The 18,826-nt window shown below is 74.4% G+C and carries 13 protein-coding genes, 1 rRNA gene and 1 pseudogene; 13 read left to right on the forward strand and 2 right to left on the reverse strand.

Annotated elements, in window-relative coordinates; genetic code table 11:
* From rrf to ACGFIE_RS30795, 3 genes and pseudogenes are all read left to right on the forward strand, one after another.
* Positions 1-89: ribosomal RNA gene (gene rrf, locus ACGFIE_RS30785) — 5S ribosomal RNA — on the forward strand; the annotation flags it as partial.
* A 1,554-nt stretch (positions 90-1,643) separates the two neighbouring features.
* Positions 1,644-2,274, forward strand: a pseudogene (locus tag ACGFIE_RS30790) (hypothetical protein); the annotation flags it as partial.
* Between the two features lie 460 nt (positions 2,275-2,734).
* Positions 2,735-3,760: an HAD-IIA family hydrolase gene (locus ACGFIE_RS30795; RefSeq protein WP_393301287.1), complete on the forward strand. Its 1,026-nt coding sequence runs from the start codon at positions 2,735-2,737 to the stop codon at positions 3,758-3,760.
* Between the two features lie 18 nt (positions 3,761-3,778).
* Here the strand turns inward: ACGFIE_RS30795 and ACGFIE_RS30800 are convergent, their stop codons facing one another.
* Entirely contained in the window at positions 3,779-4,117 is a 339-nt protein-coding gene (locus ACGFIE_RS30800; protein WP_393301290.1) for an SCP2 sterol-binding domain-containing protein, read from the reverse strand.
* 112 nt (positions 4,118-4,229) lie between these two features.
* Here ACGFIE_RS30800 and ACGFIE_RS30805 point away from each other — a divergent pair, with 112 nt between their 5' ends.
* From ACGFIE_RS30805 to ACGFIE_RS30825, 5 genes are all read left to right on the forward strand, one after another.
* A complete protein-coding gene (locus tag ACGFIE_RS30805; protein ID WP_393301293.1) occupies positions 4,230-4,931 on the forward strand; it encodes a hypothetical protein in 702 nt (233 codons plus the stop codon).
* Complete coding sequence (locus ACGFIE_RS30810) at positions 4,928-5,227, forward strand: hypothetical protein (protein ID WP_393301296.1); 300 nt, start codon at positions 4,928-4,930, stop codon at positions 5,225-5,227. Before ACGFIE_RS30805 ends, ACGFIE_RS30810 begins: the two co-directional genes overlap by 4 nt.
* Before the next feature lie 38 nt (positions 5,228-5,265).
* Positions 5,266-6,126 (forward strand): TlyA family RNA methyltransferase, encoded by an 861-nt coding sequence (locus tag ACGFIE_RS30815; protein ID WP_393301299.1) that lies wholly within the window; start codon positions 5,266-5,268, stop codon positions 6,124-6,126.
* Between the two features lie 94 nt (positions 6,127-6,220).
* Positions 6,221-7,105, forward strand: a complete 885-nt coding sequence (locus ACGFIE_RS30820; protein WP_039907907.1) for an NAD kinase — start codon at positions 6,221-6,223, stop codon at positions 7,103-7,105.
* Between the two features lie 158 nt (positions 7,106-7,263).
* Positions 7,264-10,983, forward strand: coding sequence for a S8 family serine peptidase (locus ACGFIE_RS30825; protein WP_393301302.1), 3,720 nt, complete (start codon positions 7,264-7,266; stop codon positions 10,981-10,983).
* Positions 10,984-11,038: 55 nt separating this feature from the next.
* On the opposite strand, the gene ACGFIE_RS30830 is transcribed toward ACGFIE_RS30825, so the two are convergent.
* The gene (locus ACGFIE_RS30830) at positions 11,039-12,058 is read right to left on the reverse strand and encodes a helix-turn-helix domain-containing protein (protein WP_393301305.1); all 1,020 of its coding nucleotides are present in this window, start codon (positions 12,056-12,058) and stop codon (positions 11,039-11,041) included.
* Positions 12,059-12,161: 103 nt separating this feature from the next.
* On the opposite strand from ACGFIE_RS30830, the gene recN reads away from it, so the two are divergent.
* The 5 genes from recN to murJ all read left to right on the forward strand — a co-directional run bounded on the left by recN (position 12,162) and on the right by murJ (position 18,816).
* Positions 12,162-13,919, forward strand: a complete 1,758-nt coding sequence (recN, locus tag ACGFIE_RS30835; protein ID WP_363689071.1) for a DNA repair protein RecN — start codon at positions 12,162-12,164, stop codon at positions 13,917-13,919.
* Between the two features lie 119 nt (positions 13,920-14,038).
* Positions 14,039-15,217, forward strand: coding sequence for a putative cytokinetic ring protein SteA (steA, locus tag ACGFIE_RS30840; RefSeq protein WP_363689073.1), 1,179 nt, complete (start codon positions 14,039-14,041; stop codon positions 15,215-15,217).
* A gap of 27 nt (positions 15,218-15,244) precedes the next feature.
* Complete coding sequence (locus ACGFIE_RS30845; protein ID WP_393301309.1) at positions 15,245-16,189, forward strand: copper transporter; 945 nt, start codon at positions 15,245-15,247, stop codon at positions 16,187-16,189.
* Positions 16,190-16,250: 61 nt separating this feature from the next.
* A complete protein-coding gene (locus ACGFIE_RS30850) occupies positions 16,251-17,117 on the forward strand; it encodes a hypothetical protein (protein WP_393301312.1) in 867 nt (288 codons plus the stop codon).
* A gap of 4 nt (positions 17,118-17,121) precedes the next feature.
* On the forward strand, positions 17,122-18,816 hold the full coding sequence (gene murJ / locus ACGFIE_RS30855) for a murein biosynthesis integral membrane protein MurJ (protein WP_393301315.1): 1,695 nt from the start codon (positions 17,122-17,124) through the stop codon (positions 18,814-18,816).
* Positions 18,817-18,826 lie beyond the last annotated feature (10 nt).

An 18,826-nucleotide genomic window follows, 5' to 3' on the forward strand; every position in this document is an offset into this window, starting at 1 on the left:
CCGGTTACATTCCGAACCCGGAAGCTAAGCCCTCCAGCGCCGATGGTACTGCACTCGTGAGGGTGTGGGAGAGTAGGACACCGCCGGACAATCTTCCAGTCGAGGGCCGCCCCATCCGGGTCGGCCCTCGACTGCGTAGCGCCATTGGTGGCGCAATCAGGAAGGATGTACCTGTGAGTTCAGGACCGCAGGGCGGAGATCGTCCCCGTCGTTACGAAGACCGCACCGACGGCCAGGGTGGCCGCGACCGTGGTGCGCGCCGCGACGACCGGCCCCCGTACCGGGGAGATCGGGACAACGCCGGCGGCGCCCGAGGCGGATACGCCGGCGGTCGTGATGGTGGTTCCCGTGGCGGCGACCGCGATGGTTCCCGTTCCGGCGCGCCGCGTGAGGGTGGCTTCCGCGGTGGCGACCGCGATGGTTCCCGTTCCGGCGCGCCGCGTGAGGGTGGCTTCCGTGGTGGCGACCGTCGCGAGGGTGGCGGCTTCCGTGGTGGCGACCGCGATGGTTCGCGCTCGGGCGCGCCGCGTGAGGGTGGCTTCCGTGGCGGTGACCGCGAAGGTGGTTTCCGTGGTGGTGACCGTCGTGAGGGTGGTTACCAGGGTGGCGGTGACCGTGGTCGTTCCGGCCCGCCCCGCGAGGGTGGCTTCCGTGGTGGCGACCGTGAGGGTGGTTTCCGCGGTGGTGACCGTCGCGAGGGTGGCGGCTTCCGTGGTGGCGACCGCGATGGCACCCGTTCTGGCGCGCCGCGTGAGGGTGGCTTCCGTGGTGGCGACCGCGATGGTTCGCGCTCGGGCGCGCCGCGTGAGGGTGGTTTCCGTGGTGGTGACCGCCGTGAGGGTGGTTACCAGGGTGGCGGTGACCGTGGTCGTTCCGGCCCGCCCCGCGAGGGTGGCTTCCGTGGTGGCGACCGCGAGGGTGGTTTCCGCGGTGGTGACCGTCGCGAGGGTGGCGGCTTCCGTGGTGGCGACCGCGATGGTTCGCGCTCGGGCGCGCCGCGTGAGGGTGGCTTCCGTGGTGGCGACCGCGAAGGTGGTTTCCGTGGTGGTGACCGTCGTGAGGGTGGTTACCAGGGTGGCGGTGACCGTGGTCGTTCCGGCCCGCCCCGCGAGGGCGGTTTCCGTGATGGCCCGCGCTCTGGCGCTCCGCGTGAGGGTGGCTTCCGCGGTGGCGACCGCGAGGGTGGTTTCCGTGGCGGCGACCGCGAGGGTGGCTTCCGTGGCGGCGACCGTCGTGAAGGCGGCTTCCGGGGCGGCGACCGTGACGGCTCGCGTTCCGGTGCGCCGCGTGAGGGCGGCTTCCGAGGCGGCGACCGTGACGGTTCGCGCACCGGTGCGCCGCGTGAGGGTGGCTTCCGCGACGGCGGCCGTGAGGGTGGCTTCCGGGGCGGTGACCGTCGCGAGGGCGGCGCGTCCCGTGAGGGCGGCTTCCGCAGCGGCGGGGACCGCGACGGTGGGTTCCGCGCCGACGAGCGGCCACGTCGTGAGGGGGACTTCCGGCGCGACGACCGTGGCGCGGGCTCCGAGTCGTCCGAGGGTGGGCGCAGTCTGGCCCCGGTGTTGCCGGACGACATCGTCGCGACCGACCTCGACAAGGACGTCCGTGCCGAGCTGCTCTCGCTGAACAAGCCGGTCGCCGAGACGGTGGCGCGGCACCTGGTCGCCACCGGTCAGCTGATCGACGAGGACCCGGCCGAGGCGTTGGCGCACGCGCTGGCCGCCCGACGGCTCGCGTCGCGCATCTCCGCGGTCCGTGAGGCGGTAGGCCTGGCCGCGTACCACGCGGGGGAGTGGCAGACGGCGATCGCCGAGCTGCGGACGTACCACCGGATGACCGGCCTGCAGAGTCACCTGGCCGTGCTCGCCGACTGCGAGCGCGCCCTGGGCCGGCCGGAGCGGGCCATCGACCTGTTCCGCGGCGCCGACCAGGCGAAGCTGGACCAGGCCGTCGCGATCGAGCTGCTGATCGTCGCGGCCGGGGCACGGGGTGACCTCGGCCAGAAGGACGCCGCTGTCGCGATGCTCCAGGTGCCGGACCTCACCAGCGAGGCGACGGTGCCGTGGACGGCGCGACTGCGGTACGCGTACGCCGACGCGCTGCTCGCGGTGGGCCGGCGCGAGGAGGCCCGCGAGTGGTTCTCCCGCGCCGCCGACGTGGACACCGAGGGCGAGACCGACGCCGCGGAGCGGCTGCTGGAACTCGACGGCGTCGTCATCGAAGGAGATGACGAGGACGAGGCCGAGGAGATCGCCGCGGGCCCGGGTGCGCCCGGCTCGGTGCCGGCCCAGCCGGACACCGATCTCACCGCAGGCGACGACGTCGACGACTCCGACACGTCCGACCGCGCCGAGGTCGACGGTCTCGACGACGAGGACGCCCGCGGCGACGAGGACGAGGACTTCGACGACGACGAGGACGACGACGCGGAGGACGACGAGGGCGAGGACGACCGCGACGAGGACGACGACGAGGACTTCGACGAGGACGAGGACTTCGACGACGACGAGGAGGACGGCGTCGCCGGCCGCTCGGGCGACGGCGAGGACGTCGACGGCGAGGACCGCCAGGCGGACGAGAGCGGCACCTCCCCGGCAACCGCCACGGCCCCGACCACGCCCGCCAGCGACGACAGCCGCGCGGACGACACGCTGAGCGGCGACACGCTGAGCGATGGCACGGTCGACGGCGGCGGGACCGCCCCCACCCGGGGTGACGAGTCGGAGTCGACGCAGCGATGAGTGGGGACGCCGGGAAGCGGCTGATCGACGGGTACACCCTGGTGGTCTTCGACCTGGACGGGGTGATCTACCTGATCGACCGGCCGATTCCCGGCGCGGTCGACGCGGTGGCCCGGCTGCATGCCGAGGGGCGGTCGGTGGCGTACGCCACCAACAACGCCTCGCGCCGTTCCAGCGACGTCGCCGACCTGCTGACCGGGATGGGCGTGCCGGCGCGGCCGGAGGAGGTCCTCACCTCCGCCGCCGCGTCGGCGGAGCTGCTGCGGGATCGGCTACCGGCCGGCGCGCCGGTGCTGGTGGTCGGCGCGGAGGCGCTGCGCGCCGAGCTGCGCGCGGTCGGGCTGACCCCGGTCAGCCGCGCCGACGAGAAGCCGGCCGCTGTGGTGCAGGGCTACGGTCCGCAGGTCGGCTGGGCCGAGCTGGCCGAGGCGTCCGTCGCGGTACGGGCGGGGGCGATCTGGGTCGCCACCAACACCGACCGGACGCTGCCGAGCCCGCGGGGCCCGCTGCCGGGCAACGGGTCACTGGTCGCGGTGCTGCGGACCGCGTTGGAACGGGACCCGGACCTGGTGGTCGGCAAGCCGGAGTCGGCGCTGTTCGAGACCGCCGCCCGGCGCGGCGACGGCGGCCAGGTCCTGGTCGTCGGGGACCGGTTGGACACCGACATCGAGGGCGCCCGCCGAGCGGGGCTGGACAGCCTGCTCGTGCTCACCGGCGTCAGCGACGTACCCGAGCTGCTCGCGGCCGAGCCACGACGGCGGCCCACGTACGTCGCGCGGGACCTGGCGGGGCTCTTCGACCCGGCGGCGGCCGTGCGGGTCCCCGGATCGGCGGACGCCGACGGCTGGTCCGTCACGGACCGTGCGGGGACCCTGGAACTGGCCGGCGCGGGCCGGCCGCTGGACGCCCTCGCGGCGCTCTGCGCGGCGGCCTGGGCGACCTCGGCGCCGCCCGTGATCCGCCCGGCGGGCCCGGACGCGGCTGCCGCGCTGGAGAGCTTCGGGCTGGCCACCGACGGGTGACGCCGTCGGGCGCGCTCGTCAGAGCAGCTTGCGCAGCTTCATCAGGTCGAACGGGTTGGCCTTGATCGACACTCGACGGGACGTGACAGCCTTGGTGACGTCCAGGTCACCACGGACCAGGGCGAGCAGATCGTCGCTGGACGTGCTCAACGCGATCTTGGCCTTCGGGTCGTCACCGTCGGTCAGCTCGACCAGCCGACCACCGCTGATCCGCCCGTGGAACGCCGTGTCCAGGTCGGTGATCCGGCAGGCCAGCGTCCGTTCCAGGTCGATCTTTTCGCGGACCGTCTCGGCGTTGCGGTCCAACCGGGCGGCCAGCTCCTGCAACGCCTGCCGGCACTCGTCCACGCTGGCCACATCTCCCCCTCGCCGATCGCCACGCCGTCCCCGGCACCGTACCGCACAGGACAGTCGGCGGTGCCCGGTAGCGTGACACCTGCAGACCGGCGCCGGATGGAAGGACTCAGGCATGCAGGACGCGTGGCGCGCCTACCTCGAACTGGCCATGGGCCTGGCGGAGGCGCCCCGGAAGAAGGCCCAGGACGCGGTGCGTCGTGTCGTCGGCTCCGGCGGCGCGACAGCCGCCCAGCTCCAGGCCCTCGGCGAGGAGCTGGTCACCACCGGCGCCGCCAACCGGGAGTCGCTGACCAAGCTGGTCCGCTTCGAGGTCGACCGGGCTCTCGGCGCGGTCGGTCTCGCCACCGCCGACGAGGTGGCCGAGCTGACGCGACGCGTGCGTGACCTGGAACGGCAACTCCGCGAGGCGCGCGCCACCGAGCCGCGCACGCCGACCGGCGAGCCGGCTGCCGAACGGCCCGGCGAGCCGACACCGCAGCCCGACCCGACCCGCGCCGCGCAGCCCGGCAGCGGCCTCGTGCCGTCGAACGCCCCGGTCTCCGCCCCGGTCGCGAAGAAGGCCGTCGCGAAGAAGGCCGTCGCGAAGAAGGCCATCGTGAAGAAGCCGCCGGCGACGATCAGCCGGACCGCCGACGACACCCCGGCGCCGGCCGCCGTGCCGGTCAGGGCCGACACCCCGACGCCCGAGGCCGTGCCGGTCAGGGACGAGACCTCGACGTCGGCGGCTCCCTCGGCCCACGACGACATCCCGACACCGGCGGCGATGCCGGCCAAGAAGGCGGTCCGCAAGCGCCGCCCGGACGGTGACTCGTGAGCGACGCCGCCCGTCCGGGCCCGCCGCCCGGCATCCGCCCCGGCCCGCCCGGAGGCTTCCGGCCCGGGCCGCCGCAGGCCGGGTCGTTCGCCGCCCGACCGGGCCCACCTGTGGGCGCCCGCCCCGGCCCGCCGCCCGAGGACGTCGGCGACGACACGGCCCGCCACCCCGCGGTGGACGCGGCCGTGCGGGCCATGGACAACGCGGCGACGCTCGCCCCGGCCGACCAGATCGCACAGTACGAGGCGGCCTACGAGACGCTGCGCGAGACGCTCGCCACCATCGACCAGACCTGAGCAGGACGACCAGGTCGGACAGATCCGGAGAACCACCCATGGCACGTCGCAACCGGCTGGACGCCGAACTCGTCCGCCGCGGGCTGGCCCGCTCCCGGGAGCAGGCCGCCGCGCTGGTCGAGGCCGGCCGGGTCCAGCTGCGCGGAGTGCCCGCGCGTAAGGCCGCCGCGATGGTCGACCCCGCCGATCCGCTGCTGGTCACCGGCGCGGACCCGACCGAGGAGTACGTCTCCCGGGGCGGGCACAAACTCGCCGGGGCGCTGGCCGCGTTCGGGCCGGGAGGGCTGCGCGTCGCCGGGCGGCGCTGCCTGGACGCCGGCGCGTCGACCGGGGGCTTCACCGACGTGCTGCTGCGCGCCGACGCCGCCGAGGTGGTGGCCGTGGACGTCGGCTACGGGCAGCTCGCCTGGTCGCTGCGCACCGACGAGCGCGTCCGCGTCCTGGAACGCACGAACGTCCGTACCCTCGTCGCGGACGCGATCGGCGGACCTGTCGATCTGACGGTGGCCGACCTGTCGTTCATCTCGTTGCGGTTGGTGCTGCCGGCCCTGGCCGGCTGCACCCGCGACGACGGTGACCTGGCGCTGATGGTGAAGCCGCAGTTCGAGGTGGGCAAGCAGCGGGTCGGCGCCGGCGGGGTGGTCCGCGACCCGGCGCTGCGTGCCGAGGCGGTGCTCGACGTGGCCGCCGCGGCGGCTCAGCTCGGCCTCGGGTTGGCCGACGTGGCCGCCAGCCCGCTGCCCGGGCCCAGCGGCAACGTCGAGTTCTTCGTATGGTTGCGCCGGGGCGCACCACCTGCCGACCCGCAGCGGGTGCGGGCCGTGGTGGAGGCCGGGCCGGACGGTCCGACGACGGCCGGCGACGTGCCGGACGTGGCGGCGGAGGAGGTCGCAGGGTGAACGCGAACAGCGAGCGGCGCACGACGGCACACGGCGGTGCCGGTGCGGCGGCGATGACTGTGTGCCGTCTGACGGCGGACGGGCGGCCGGTCCGATGAGCCGCACGGCGCTGCTGGTGACCCACACCGGCCGTCGACGCAGCACCGAGCACGCCCGGTCGGTCGCCGCCGACCTCATCGCCGCGGGCTTCGAGGTGCGGGTGGTCGCCGAGGAGGCCGACGACCTCGACCTGCCCGGGACGGTTCCGGTCGCCGGCCCGGAGGCCGCCGAGGGCGCCGAGATCGTCTTCGCGCTCGGCGGGGACGGCACCTTCCTGCGCGCGGCCGAGCTGGCCCGCCCGGCGAAGGCGCCGCTGCTCGGCATCAACCTCGGCAAGGTGGGCTTCCTCGCCGAGGCGGAGATCAACGACCTGGACACCGCGGTCCGGGACGTCGTCGAGCGCAACTACACGGTGCACGAGCGGCTCACGCTCGACGTCACGGCCGAGTTCGACGGCGGCCCGACCATCGAGTCCTGGGCGCTCAACGAGATCAGCGTCGAGAAGGGGGAGCGGGCGCAGATGCTCGAACTCCTCGTCGACGTGGACGGCCGTCCGCTGTCCCGCTACGGCTGCGACGGCGTGGTCTGCGCCACCCCCACCGGCTCCACCGCGTACGCGTTCTCCGGAGGCGGTCCGGTGGTCTGGCCGGAGGTGGAGGCCCTGCTGCTGGTGCCGATCAGCGCGCACGCGTTGTTCAGCCGCCCCCTGGTCACCGCGCCCACGTCGACGTTCGTCATCACCGTGGACCCGTTCACCACCCTCGCCGTGCTCGCCTGCGACGGCCGGCGGGTCTACGACCTGCCGCCGGGTGCCCGGGTGACGGTGCGTCGGGGCGCCCTGCCGGTGCGCATCGTCCGGCTGCGCGCCCGTCCGTTCACCGACCGGCTGGTCGCCAAGTTCGGTCTGCCGGTGCACGGCTGGCGGGGCAGCCGCCGGTGACTGTGGCGCACACCGTCGGTGTCCAGCGGTTGTCCACCTGACGACATGTCGCCGCTGCGGCGGCTGAACGCTAGTGACCTGGTTGTGTGCCGCGTCGCAGACTCCGATCGGTCCTCATCTACGGATGGCGGGCCCACAGGAGTAGAGGAGCGCAACGCATGCACTGGTCCCCCCGCTGGCTCAGCGCCGGCGCGGTCGGCGCGCTGGTGGTCGGCCTCGCCGCACCGGCGTCCGCCGAGCCGCCCGTCCGGCCCACCGGCCCGAGCCTGGGCGTGTCCGCCCCGGGCGCCGCGCCCGTCCGCATCACCCTGATCACCGGCGACCAGGTCGAGCTGGCGCCGGCCGCGCCGGGCCGGGTCGCCGCCACCGTACGCCCGGGACCCGGGCGGGAGCGGGTCATCTTCCAGACCCTGGAGGTCGACGGCGGGCTGCGGGTGCTGCCCAGCGACGCCCTGCCGTACGTCTCCAGTGGTGTCCTCGACGCCAACCTGTTCGACGTGCAGGAGTTGGCCGCGGACGGCTACGGCGACGCCGCGCAGGGCGCGCTGCCGCTGATCGTGCGCTACCAGGAGCCGGCCGCCGGCCGGGTCCGGCCGCTCGGCGGCGTCACCGACGCGCGTCCCCTGCCGAGCATCAACGGCGCCGCGCTGCGGGTCGGCAAGGCCGACCTGGGTGGCCTGTGGAGCACTCTCGCCGGCGCGCCGACGGCCCGCGCCACGGCCGCCGCGCCCCGCCTGGGCGGCGGTGTCGCCCACGTCTGGCTGGACGGGCGGGTGCGTCCGACGCTGGAGCACAGCGTCCCGCAGATCGGCGCCCCGACGGCCTGGGCGGCCGGCCGCGACGGCAGCGGCGTGAAGGTGGCCGTGCTCGACACCGGCGTCGACGCCACCCACCCCGACCTGGCCGGGCGGATCGCCGAGGCGCGGGACTTCTCCGGCAGCGGCAGCGCCCGGGACGGCCACGGCCACGGCACGCACGTCGCGGCCACCATCGCGGGCAGCGGCGCCGCGTCGGCGGGGCTGCGCAAAGGCGTCGCACCCGGCGCGCGACTGCTTGTCGGCAAGGTGCTCGACGACAACGGCTCCGGCTACGACTCGGCCATCATCGCCGGCATGGAGTGGGCGGCCCACTCGGGCGCGAAGGTGGTCAGCATGAGCCTCGGCGGCGACCCGACCGACGGCACCGACCCGATGAGCCAGGCCGTGAACGACCTGACCGCCGAGACCGGCGCGCTCTTCGTGGTCGCCGCCGGCAACGCGGGTGCGGCGCGTACCGTCGGCTCGCCGGGCGCGGCCGCCGCGGCGCTCACCGTGGGCGCGGTGGACCGCGACGACAACCTGGCGGAGTTCTCCAGCCGCGGGCCGCGCCTGGGCGACAACGGCCTGAAGCCCGAGATCACCGCGCCGGGCGTCGGCATCATCGCCGCGCGGGCCGCCGGCACCACAATGGGTACGCCGGTGGGCGACGCCTACACGGCCGCCTCCGGAACCTCGATGGCCACCCCGCACGTGGCGGGCGCGGCGGCGATCCTCGCGCAGGACCACCCGGACTGGTCCGCCGGGAGGCTGAAGGACGCGCTGGTCAGCACCACGAAGGCGAACCCGGCGCTTACCGTCTTCGAGCAGGGCGGCGGTCGGGTCGACGTGGCGCGGGCACTGACCCAGCGGGTGTACGCGTCGGCCACCGCCGACTTCGGCCGGGTCACCACGGGCGGCGCCGCGGTGCAGCGGAGTGTGACGTACACCAACGACACGTCCGGCACGCAGACCCTGCGGCTGGCCCTGGAGCTGCGCAACCTGGACAGCGGCGCGGCCGAGACCGACGGCGTGACCGTCGCGTCCGGCGAGGTGACCGTGCCGGCGGGCGGCAGCGTGGCCGTGCCGCTGCGCGCCGACCCGGCGAAGCTGGCCCGGGGCCCGCACGGCGGCTGGCTGGTCGCGACCGGCGCGGACGGTGTCGCCGTCCGCACGCCGGTGGGGCTCACCGTCAGCGGCCCGCTGCACCAGGTCACCGTGAAGGTGCTGGACCGGCAGGGTCAACTGACCCTCTCGCCGGGGCTCACCCTCTACGGTGAGCAGCCCGAGTCGGACTTCTGGGGCTGGTGGCCGGGCGAGGGCACCCTGCAGGTCGAGGAGGGCACGTACCTGCTGACCGCGCTTGTCGAGCACGGTGCCCCCCTCGACGAGCAGCTGACCGAGGCCGTCGAGCCGGAACTGACGGTCGACCGGGACCTGACAGTGGTGCTCGACGCCCGCAAGGGCACGCCGGTGCGGATCGAGACGCCGAAGCCCAGCGAGCAGCGGGCCACGCTCAGCTACTACGTGCACCGGGTGCTCGGCAACGGCCGGCAGATCGACCACGGCGTGATGGCGTACAGCACCGTCCAGCAGGTCAACGTCACGCCGACGCGCCCGGTACGCCAGGGTGAGTTCGAGTTCGCCTCGCGCTGGCAGCTCGTCGCGCCCATGGTGGACGCGACGATCAGCGGGGTGTCCGGTCCGTCGGACATCAACCTGCTGGGCACGTCGCCGGCGCCGACGGGCCGGCGGAAGCTGCCGCTGGTCTGGGCCGGCGCCGGCACCCCGGCCGAGTTGGCGCGGGCGCGGGGCGCTGCCGCGCTGCTCGCCGCCGACCCGAACCGGAGCGAGGACGAGCAGGTGGCCGCCGCGGCGGCGGCCGGCGTCGCCGTGGTGCTGATCGTCCGGCCGCAGGACCAGAGCGCGTGGACGGTCTGGCGGCCGGCCGGGGAGCGGCTGCCGATCCCGGCGCTGGTCGTCGCGTACGACGACGGGCAGCGGCTGATCGCGGCGGCGCGCAGGGGCCGGGCGACGCTGGACCTGACGCTGACCGTGGACAGCCCCTACCTGTACGACGTGTGGCAGGTGTCGAAGGGCCGGGTGCCGGAGCGGATCGTGCACACGGTGACGGCGCGGAACACCGCCGAGGTGACCGCCAGCTACGGCGACACGGGCGCGGGCTGGGCCACCGAGGAGCGCTTCGGTTGGCGTCCGTGGCAGGAGTACTCCTGGAACGACGACCAGCGCCTGGTCCGCAACGGGACCACCCGGCAGGAGTTCGTCAGCGCCGGGGACTCCTGGTGGCAGCACCGGGTGCTGCACAAGGAGATGTACATGCAGTGGGGGCAGTTGACAGGTGGGCTGACCCAGGCGCCCCGACGGTACGCCGCCGACGACCGGGAGGCCGAGACCTGGCACGCCCCGGTGGTCCGTCCGGCCGTGCCGGCCAGCGGGGCGCCGGTGCCCACGCGTACGGGCGACAGCCTGGACGTGCGGGTGCCCGAGTTCGTCGACGCCGACGGGCACTACAGCGTGGCGGGCAACAGCGAGGAGTCGGACACCGTCGAGGCTCGCCTCAGCCGCGACGGGCAGCAGATCGCCGACCTGTCCGACGGCTGGGCGCCCGTGCCGACCACCGCCGCAGCGGCCCGCTACCGCCTCGACGTGACGACCCGGCGGGCCTCGGACCAGTGGCGCTACGCCACCCGTACCGACACGGCGTGGCAGTTCACCTCGGCCCGGCCGGCGGGTGACGCGGCGGTGCCGCTGTCGCTGTTGCAGGTGGACTACCGGGTGCCGGCCGACCTGCTCGGCGCCGTTCCCGGCCACCGGCCGCACCAGCTGGGCCTGACCCTGCGCCAGCCGAGGGGAGTCGCCGCGCCGGCGGGCACCAGCCTGCGGGTGGAGGTCTCCTTCGACGAGGGCGTCACCTGGCGGGTCGCGCCGACCAGAGGGTCGGGAACCCGCTGGACCGCGACCGTCCCGGCCGGGCACGGCACCGTGTCGCTGCGGGTGCACGCCACCGACCGGGCCGGGAACTCCGTCGACCAGACGGTGCTGCGGGCGTACGGACTGCGTTGACCGGGGCGTTACCAGGGGGGCCCGCCGTCGCGTCGACGGCGGGCCCCGCCACGTTTCAGAGCCAGCCGCGCCGGGCGACCTGGAACGCCAGCCCGGGTCGGGTGTCCACGCCTGCGGCGTCCATCAGGTCGGCGAGGCGGCGCTGCACCGTCCGGCGGCTCACCCCGAGCTGGGAGGCGATGGACTTGTCCGGTACGCCCGCCACGAACAGCGACAGCAGCCGGGCCTCGTCGGCGTCGGGCTGGTAGCCGTCGACCGGACGGTCCTCGGCCTCGTCGCGCCGGCTCTCCACCGCCGCGACGGCGAGCGGGTCGTCGAGCCGCAGCCGGGTGGCCACCCGCCAGTGGCTCTCGAAGAGGGCGAGCAGCGCGTCGAGCAGTTGGCTGCGGCCGATCACCGCGGCGCTCGGCTCGCCGCCGTCGCGGTCGGGCACCAGCGGGCAGATCGCGGTGCGGGCGTCCACGATGGCCAGTCGGACCGGCAGCCGGTCCAGCACGCGGGCCTGCTCACCGGCGGCGACCCCCTTGGCCAGGTCCGCGAGGGCGCCCGGCTCCAGCAGCAGGTCCCGCTCGTAGATGGCCCGGTAGGTCACCCCGCGCGCCAGCGCGTCGAACTCCTCGACGTTCTCCGGGCCGGCCATGGCCAGCGGGTTGGCCCGGCAGAACCAGAGCACCTCGCTGCGGGCCGAGTTCTGCAGGTCCCGCAGCCGGTCGCGCAGCACCCGGCCGCCCCGGATCACCTCGACCAGGTGGTCCACGTGGTGGCGGCGCAGTCCGGCGCGGTACTCCTCGGCCAGCTGGGTGACCCGGCGCCGGGCCGCCTCCAGATCCTCCTGGTGGCGCAGCAGCGTCGCGCCCAGGGCGACGTCCGGTGCTCTGGGGCGCAGCGGGGCGTCCGGGTCGCTGTCGGTGGGCTGCACCAGACCCTTGGCCCGCAACGCCTCGACCTGCTGGACGACCTGCGCCCGGGGCCGGTGCAGCCGGTGGACCAGCTCGTCCACCCGGGCCGTGGTGAGCTGGAGCAGGCAGCGGTAGAGCTCCTCCTCGGCGGGGGTCAGGCCGATCACGTCCAACACGGGGCAAGACTGTACGTCGGCGGGGTGCGGGCCGCATCGGGGCCCGGGTCGTGGGGCCCGTCGGCTGGTCAACTGTCGGCCCTCGCGTCTACTGTCGGGTGCTGTGCTGGAAGAGCTGCGCATCACCGGACTCGGCGTCATCGAGGACACCACGCTGCCGTTGACCGGCGGGATGAACGTCATCACCGGCGAGACCGGTGCCGGCAAGACGATGGTGGTGACCGGCCTCGGCCTGCTCTTCGGCGGCCGGGCCGACGCCGGGCGGGTCCGTGCCCAACCGGGCCGGGCCGTGGTCGAGGGGCGTCTGCGGCTCTCCGGCCGGGTCGCCGACGCGGTGCACGCCCGGATCAGCGACGCCGGTGGCGAGCCCGACGAGGACGGCTCGCTGCTGCTGAGCCGCACGGTGACGGTGGAGGGCCGCTCCCGGGCCCACGTCGGCGGCCGGAGCATGCCCGTGTCGATGCTGGGCGAGGTCGGCGAGCAGGCGGTGGCCGTGCACGGCCAGTCCGACCAGTTGCGGCTGCTGCGCCCGGCCGAGCAGCGGGCCGCTCTGGACCGGTTCGCCGGGCCGGCGCACGAGAAGCTGCTCGACGCGCTGCGTGAGGCGTACACCGGGTGGCGGCGGGTGGTCGACGACCTGGCCGACCGGCGGCGCAACGCCCGCGAGCGCAACCAGGAGGCAGACCTGCTGCGGCTGGGCCTCGACGAGATCACCCGCGTCGACCCGCAGCCCGGCGAGGACGACGAGCTGAAGACCGAGGCGCAGCGGCTGGAGCACGCCGAGGGTCTGCGGACGGCCGCTCAGGTGGCCCAGCAGTGCGTGGCGGGCGGCGCGGAGGCGGCCGACGAGACACCGGACGCGACGGCGCTGCTCGGCACGGCCCGACGCACCCTGGAGGCGCAGTCCGGCACCGACCCGGCGTTGGGCGAGCTGGCGGCCCGCCTGGAGGAGGCGGCCACGCTGGTGACCGACGTCTCCGCGGAGCTGTCGGCGTACCTGGCGACTCTCGATGCCGACCCGGCCCGGTTGCAGCACGTCTACGAGCGGCGGGCCGCGCTGCGGGCGTTGACCCGCAAGTACGCCGACGACGTCGACGGGGTGATCGCCTGGGCCGACCGGGCCCGCACCCGACTGTCCGACCTGGACACGTCCGACGACCTGCTCGACGAGCTGGACCGTGAGGGGCAGCGGCTGGCCGGTGAGGTGGCCGACCTGGCCTCCCGGGTGTCGGTGTCCCGGCAGGAGGCGGCGGTCCGCTTCGCCGACCAGGTCACCGTGGAGTTGGCCGGTCTGGCCATGCCGCACGCCCGGATCGAGGTGGCGGTGCTGCCCCGACCGGCCGGGCGGGCCGAGCCGACGTTGACGGTCAACGGCGTCGAGGCGGGTGTCGCGGCGGACGGCGGCGACGAGGTGGAGCTGCGGTTGCTGGCGCACCCGGGCGCGCCGTCGTTGCCGTTGCAGCGCGGTGCCTCCGGCGGTGAGCTGTCCCGGGTGATGCTCGCCATCGAGGTGGTCTTCGCCGGCTCGGGCGGCCCGCCCACGCTTGTCTTCGACGAGGTGGACGCGGGCGTCGGCGGTCAGGCCGCGGTGGAGATCGGCCGTCGGCTGGCCCGGCTGGCCCGTAGCCACCAGGTGTTGGTCGTCACCCACCTGCCGCAGGTGGCGGCGTTCGCCGACCGCCATCTGGTGGTGGCGAAGGACACTGGTGGCGCGGTGACCACCAGCGGGGTGCGGGTCGTGGAGGACACCGAACGCGCGCGGGAACTGGCCCGGATGCTGGCCGGTTTGCCCGATTCGGATCTGGGTATCGCTCATGCCGAGGAGCTTCTGGCCGTGGCCGCCAAGGAAAGGCGGTTGTGACGCCGCGTATTGTGAGCGCAAGCACACCGGCTTGTGCCATGGTGTGCTTCCCTGGATAGGCGGCCCTGCTCAGGCATGTCGCGACAGATTTGCCTGCCTCACATGCCAGGATGGTCACGATGCGTCTACCCACGTTGCGCCGGAACCGAAACGCGGAGCCGGGCAGAGTCCTCGGCACCGCGCGCCTTGATCGTCGGACCAAACGCCTGGTCGGTCGGCTACGCCCCGGTGACATCGCGGTCATCGACCACGTCGACCTGGACCGGGTGGCGGCCGACTCGTTGGTCGCTGTCGGTGTCGCGGCGGTGCTCAACGCCAAGCCGTCGGTCTCCGGCCGCTACCCCAACCTCGGGCCGGAGGTGCTGATCGCCGCCGGCATCCCGCTCCTGGACGATCTCGGGGAGGGCGTCTTCGAGCGGATCCGCGAGGGCGACCAGGTGCGGATCGACGGCAACACCGTGTTCGCCGGCGAGGAGCCGGTGGCGCACGGCATCCTGCAGGACGCCGAGTCGGTCGCCAAGGCGATGTCCGACGCCCGGGAGGGGCTGTCGGTGCAGTTGGAGGCGTTCGCCGCCAACACGATGGACTACCTGCGCCAGGAACGCGACCTGCTCCTCGACGGCGTGGGCGTCCCGGACATCCAGACCCAGATCCAGGGTCGGCACTGCCTGATCGTGGTGCGCGGCTACGACTACAAGGCCGACCTGGACGTGCTGCGCCCGTACATCCGGGAGTTCAAGCCGGTCCTGATCGGCGTGGACGGCGGCGCGGACGCTCTGGTCGAGGCCGGCTACACCCCCGACATGATCATCGGGGACATGGATTCGGTCACCGACGACGTGCTGCGCTGCGGCGCCGAGGTGATCGTGCACGCCTACCCGGACGGGCGGGCGCCCGGCCTGCCCCGGGTCAACGGTCTCGGCGTTCCGGCCATCACCTTCCCCGCAGCGGCGACGAGCGAGGACCTGGCGATGCTGCTGGCCGACGAGAAGGGCGCGTCCCTCCTCGTCGCGGTCGGCACCCACGCCACGCTCGTCGAGTTCCTGGACAAGGGGCGCGGTGGGATGGCCTCGACGTTCCTGACCCGGTTGAAGGTGGGGGGCAAGCTGGTCGACGCCAAGGGCGTGAGCCGGCTCTACCGGCAGAGCATCTCCGGCTCGTCGTTGTTGTTGCTGCTGCTCTCGGCGATCGCGGCGATGGCCTCCGCGGTGGCGGTCTCCACCGTCGGGAAGGCGTACCTGGGCGTGGTCGCCGAGTGGTGGGACAATTTCGTGTTCCAGCTGTACCGGCTGTTCTAGTTCCCGACCGATCAAGAGGCTGCAAGAGTGATCAACTTTCGCTACCACGTGGTGTCCCTCACCGCGGTCTTCCTGGCTCTGGCGATCGGCCTGGTGGTCGGCACGGCCGCCCTCAACGGCCCGGTCGCCGACTCGCTCAAGGAGCAGGTCACCGGGTTGCGCAAGGACAACCAGCAGTTGCGGCAGCAGGTCAACAGCATGGAGAAGCAGCTCGGGCTGGAGGAGGAGTTCGCCGAGCAGGTGTCCCAGGTCGTTCTCCCCGGCACCCTGACCGGTCGCCGGGTGGTGGTGCTCAGCTTGCCCAACGGGCGCGACCACACCGAGGGCGTGCTCAAGAAGATCCAGCAGGCCGGCGCCACCATCACCGGCCGGGTCGACCTGCAGGACAAGTTCATCAACCCGGACAACAACTCCAACCTGCTGGAGCTGGCCGTCACCGCCGCTCGCCCGACCGCGCAGACCACCGGCCTGCCCGGCAACGGGCACGGCGTCGAGACCTCCAGCGCGCTGCTGGCAAGCGTCCTGCTGGACCGGCCACAGGGCGTCGCGCCGGTCAGCGACGCCGACCGACGGGCGGTGCTCGCCGCCTACAACAACGCGGGTTACCTCACCACCGACGACAACAAGGTCACCGGGTCGGCCGAGGCGGTCGTCGTCGTCACCGGGCAGCCGTACGTCGACAAGGACTCCGAGAAGCGGGACGAGTCGGTCGTCAAGATCGCCGAGCAGTTCGACCGGACCGGATCGATCGTGGTGAGCGGCAACGGCTCCGTCGGCGGCAATGTGGTGTCGGTGGTCCGTGGTGACCCGGTGCTGTCCCAGACCATCTCCACGGTCGACAACGCCAACACCGTGCAGGGTCAGTTCGTCAGCAGCCTCGCCCTGGCCCAGCAGCTCACCGAGAAGAAGGCCGGCCAGTACGGCGTCGGTGACAACGCCGCCTCCGGCCTGTTGCCTAGACTGCCCCAGTGAGCGAACGACGTACCCCCGTGTCCGGAACCGACGCGACCCTGCGCCCGAGCGAGGTGGCGGCGTGAGGATGCTGGGCCGGCTGCTGATCGCCGGCGCCGGCGCGACCGCCGCCCGGTACGCGCTGCGCGAGGTGCGGACCGCCCCGGTGGGGCCGGCGCTGGAGCGCACCAACTTCCGGGGCCGGACGGTGACGCTCGCCGCCGGCCCGGCGCTCGCCGCCGGTGCGACAGCCGCGGGCGTGTTCGGCGCCACCAGCGCCGCCTCCGGTGGCGCTGCCCTGGTAGCGGGCCTGGGCGCCGGCGGTGTCGGGCTCTACGACGACGTGGTCGGGGCCCGCCCGGAGCAGAAGACGGCCAAGGGCTTCGCCGGGCACCTCGCCGCGCTGCGGGAGGGTCGGGTCACCGCCGGGCTCGTCAAGGTCGTCGGGGTGGGCGCGGCCGGGCTGGGCGCGGCCGCGCTGCTCGCCGCCGACCCCCGGGTCGCCGCGCACCCGCGCCGCCAGCGCCACGGCGCCCTCGGCCGGAGCGTCGACGTGCTGCTCGGCGCCGGGGTGATCGCCGGCACCGCCAACCTGCTCAACCTGCTCGACCTGCGGCCCGGCCGGGCCATCAAGTCCGGGCTGCTGCTGGGCGCGCCGCTGGCCGGCGGCCCGCACGGCGGGATCGCCGCCGGCGCGGTCGGCGCCGCGGCGGGCCTGCTCCGCGACGACCTGTCCGAGGACGTGATGCTCGGCGACAGCGGCGCGAACGCGCTCGGTGCCCTGCTCGGCGTCGCCCTCGCCGCCCGCAGCGGCCCTCTCGGCCGGGCCGGTCTGCTCGCCGTGCTCACCGGGCTGACCGCGGCCAGCGAGAAGGTCAGCTTCACGGCGGTGATCCAGCGGACCCCGGGCCTGCGGCAGCTCGACGCACTGGGCCGACGCGCCGACTGACGACGTGACCAGACCGGCCCCCCTCGCCGGCGCCGGCCGGCTGGCCGGGGCAGCCGCGCTCATCGCCGTCCTCACCGTGCTCAGCCGGCTCGCTGGCTTCGGCCGTACCGCCGTGTTCACCGTGGGCCTGGGCCACACCGACCTCGGCGGCACCTACGTGGTGGCCAACGCGGTGCCGAACTTCATCTTCGAGATCGTCGCCGGGGGAGCGCTGGCCAGCCTCGTCGTACCTCTGCTCGCCGGCGCGGTCGCGGCGGACGACCGGACTGCCGTCGCCCGGACCACCGGGGCGCTGCTGACCTGGACGTTGGCCCTGCTGGTCCCGCTCGCGCTGCTCGTGGTGTTCGCCGCCGGGCCGGTGATCGGACTGCTCGGCGACGGGCTTACCGCCGCCCAGCAGCAGAGCGGCGTACGGATGCTGCGGGTCTTCGCGCCGCAACTGCCGCTGTACGGAATCGGCATCGTGCTCACCGGGGTGCTCCAGGCGCATCGCCGCTTCGCCTGGCCGGTGCTCGCCCCGCTGCTGTCCAGCCTCACCGTCATCGTCGTCTACCTCGTTTTCGGGGCGACCGAGGGCCGGTACGCCACCGTCGGCGAGGTGAGCCCAGGCGGCGAGTTGCTGCTCTCCGGTGGCACCACCCTCGGTGTGGTGGTGTTGTCGTTGTCGCTGCTGATTCCGGTCGGCCGGTTGCGCCTCGGGCTGCGTCCCGGATTCGGCTTCACCACCGACGCGCGGGCCCGGGTCGGCGGGTTGGCGGTGGCCGGCGCGGTCACCGTCACCACCCAGCAGATCGCCCTGATCGTCAGCCTGAGCCAGGTCACGTACGGTGCGGCGACCAACCCCAGCGTCTACAACCTGGCGCAGACCGTCTACCTGCTGCCGTGGGCGGTGCTGGCGGTGCCGCTGGCCGTCGCGGCCTATCCGACCCTCGCCGCGGCGCGGTCGGCCGGCGACGAGGACGGCTACCGGGCGACCCTGGCCCCGGCCGTACGGGGAGTGCTGCTGTTCAGTTGTCTCGGCGCGGCCGCGCTGATCGGGACGGCCGGCCCGGTCGGGCACTTTTTCTTCCCGGCATCCACCGCGCCGACGGCCGCCGCCGCGATCACCGGGTACGCGCCGGGCCTGGTCGGCTACGGCCTCTTCGCGATCCTCACCCGGGCCCTCTACGCCCGGGGCGAGACCCGGGCGGCGACGGCCGCGACCGCCGTCGGCTTCCTGGTGGTGCCGCCCGTCGTCCTGGTGCTCCGTGCGCTCCTGCCGCTGCGCGACCGCGTGCTCGCCGTGACGTCGGCCAACTCGGTGGGCATGGTGGTGCTCGGCGTGTTGCTGGTCACGGCGGTGCTGCGCAGCGCCGGCCGACCGGCGCTGGCCGGCGCGGCGCGCGCCGCTGCGGCCGGTGGCCTCGCCGGGCTGCTCGCCGCGCTCGCCGGGCTGGGCCTGAGTCGCTGGCTCGACAGGCTGGACGACGGCACCCCGACGACGCTCGCGGCACTCGGTCAGGGCATGCTGTCCGGGGTTCTGGTCGGTGTCGTGTTCCTCGTCGTGGTCTGGTTCGTCGACCGGCGGGACGTACGGCCGCTACTGACCGGGGTGGTACGCCGCCTCGGCCGGCGAGGGCCGCGGGGCCGGTCCGGCACGTCGACGCCGGGCGCGGTCCCCCCGGAGCGGGGCGACGGGAAGGAGACGGCGGTTCGGTGAGCGTTGTCAA

It is taken from the genome of Micromonospora sp. NPDC049275, assembly GCF_043197115.1.
Lineage (GTDB): Bacteria > Actinomycetota > Actinomycetes > Mycobacteriales > Micromonosporaceae > Micromonospora.

Coding starts and splice junctions, on each gene's coding strand:
- ACGFIE_RS30795 (WP_393301287.1), top strand. CDS start 2,735: ATGAGTGGGGACGCCGGGAAGCGGCTGATCGACGGGTACACCCTGGTG.
- ACGFIE_RS30805 (WP_393301293.1), top strand. CDS start 4,230: ATGCAGGACGCGTGGCGCGCCTACCTCGAACTGGCCATGGGCCTGGCG.
- ACGFIE_RS30815 (WP_393301299.1), top strand. CDS start 5,266: ATGGCACGTCGCAACCGGCTGGACGCCGAACTCGTCCGCCGCGGGCTG.
- ACGFIE_RS30820 (WP_039907907.1), top strand. CDS start 6,221: ATGAGCCGCACGGCGCTGCTGGTGACCCACACCGGCCGTCGACGCAGC.
- ACGFIE_RS30825 (WP_393301302.1), top strand. CDS start 7,264: ATGCACTGGTCCCCCCGCTGGCTCAGCGCCGGCGCGGTCGGCGCGCTG.
- steA (WP_363689073.1), top strand. CDS start 14,039: ATGCGTCTACCCACGTTGCGCCGGAACCGAAACGCGGAGCCGGGCAGA.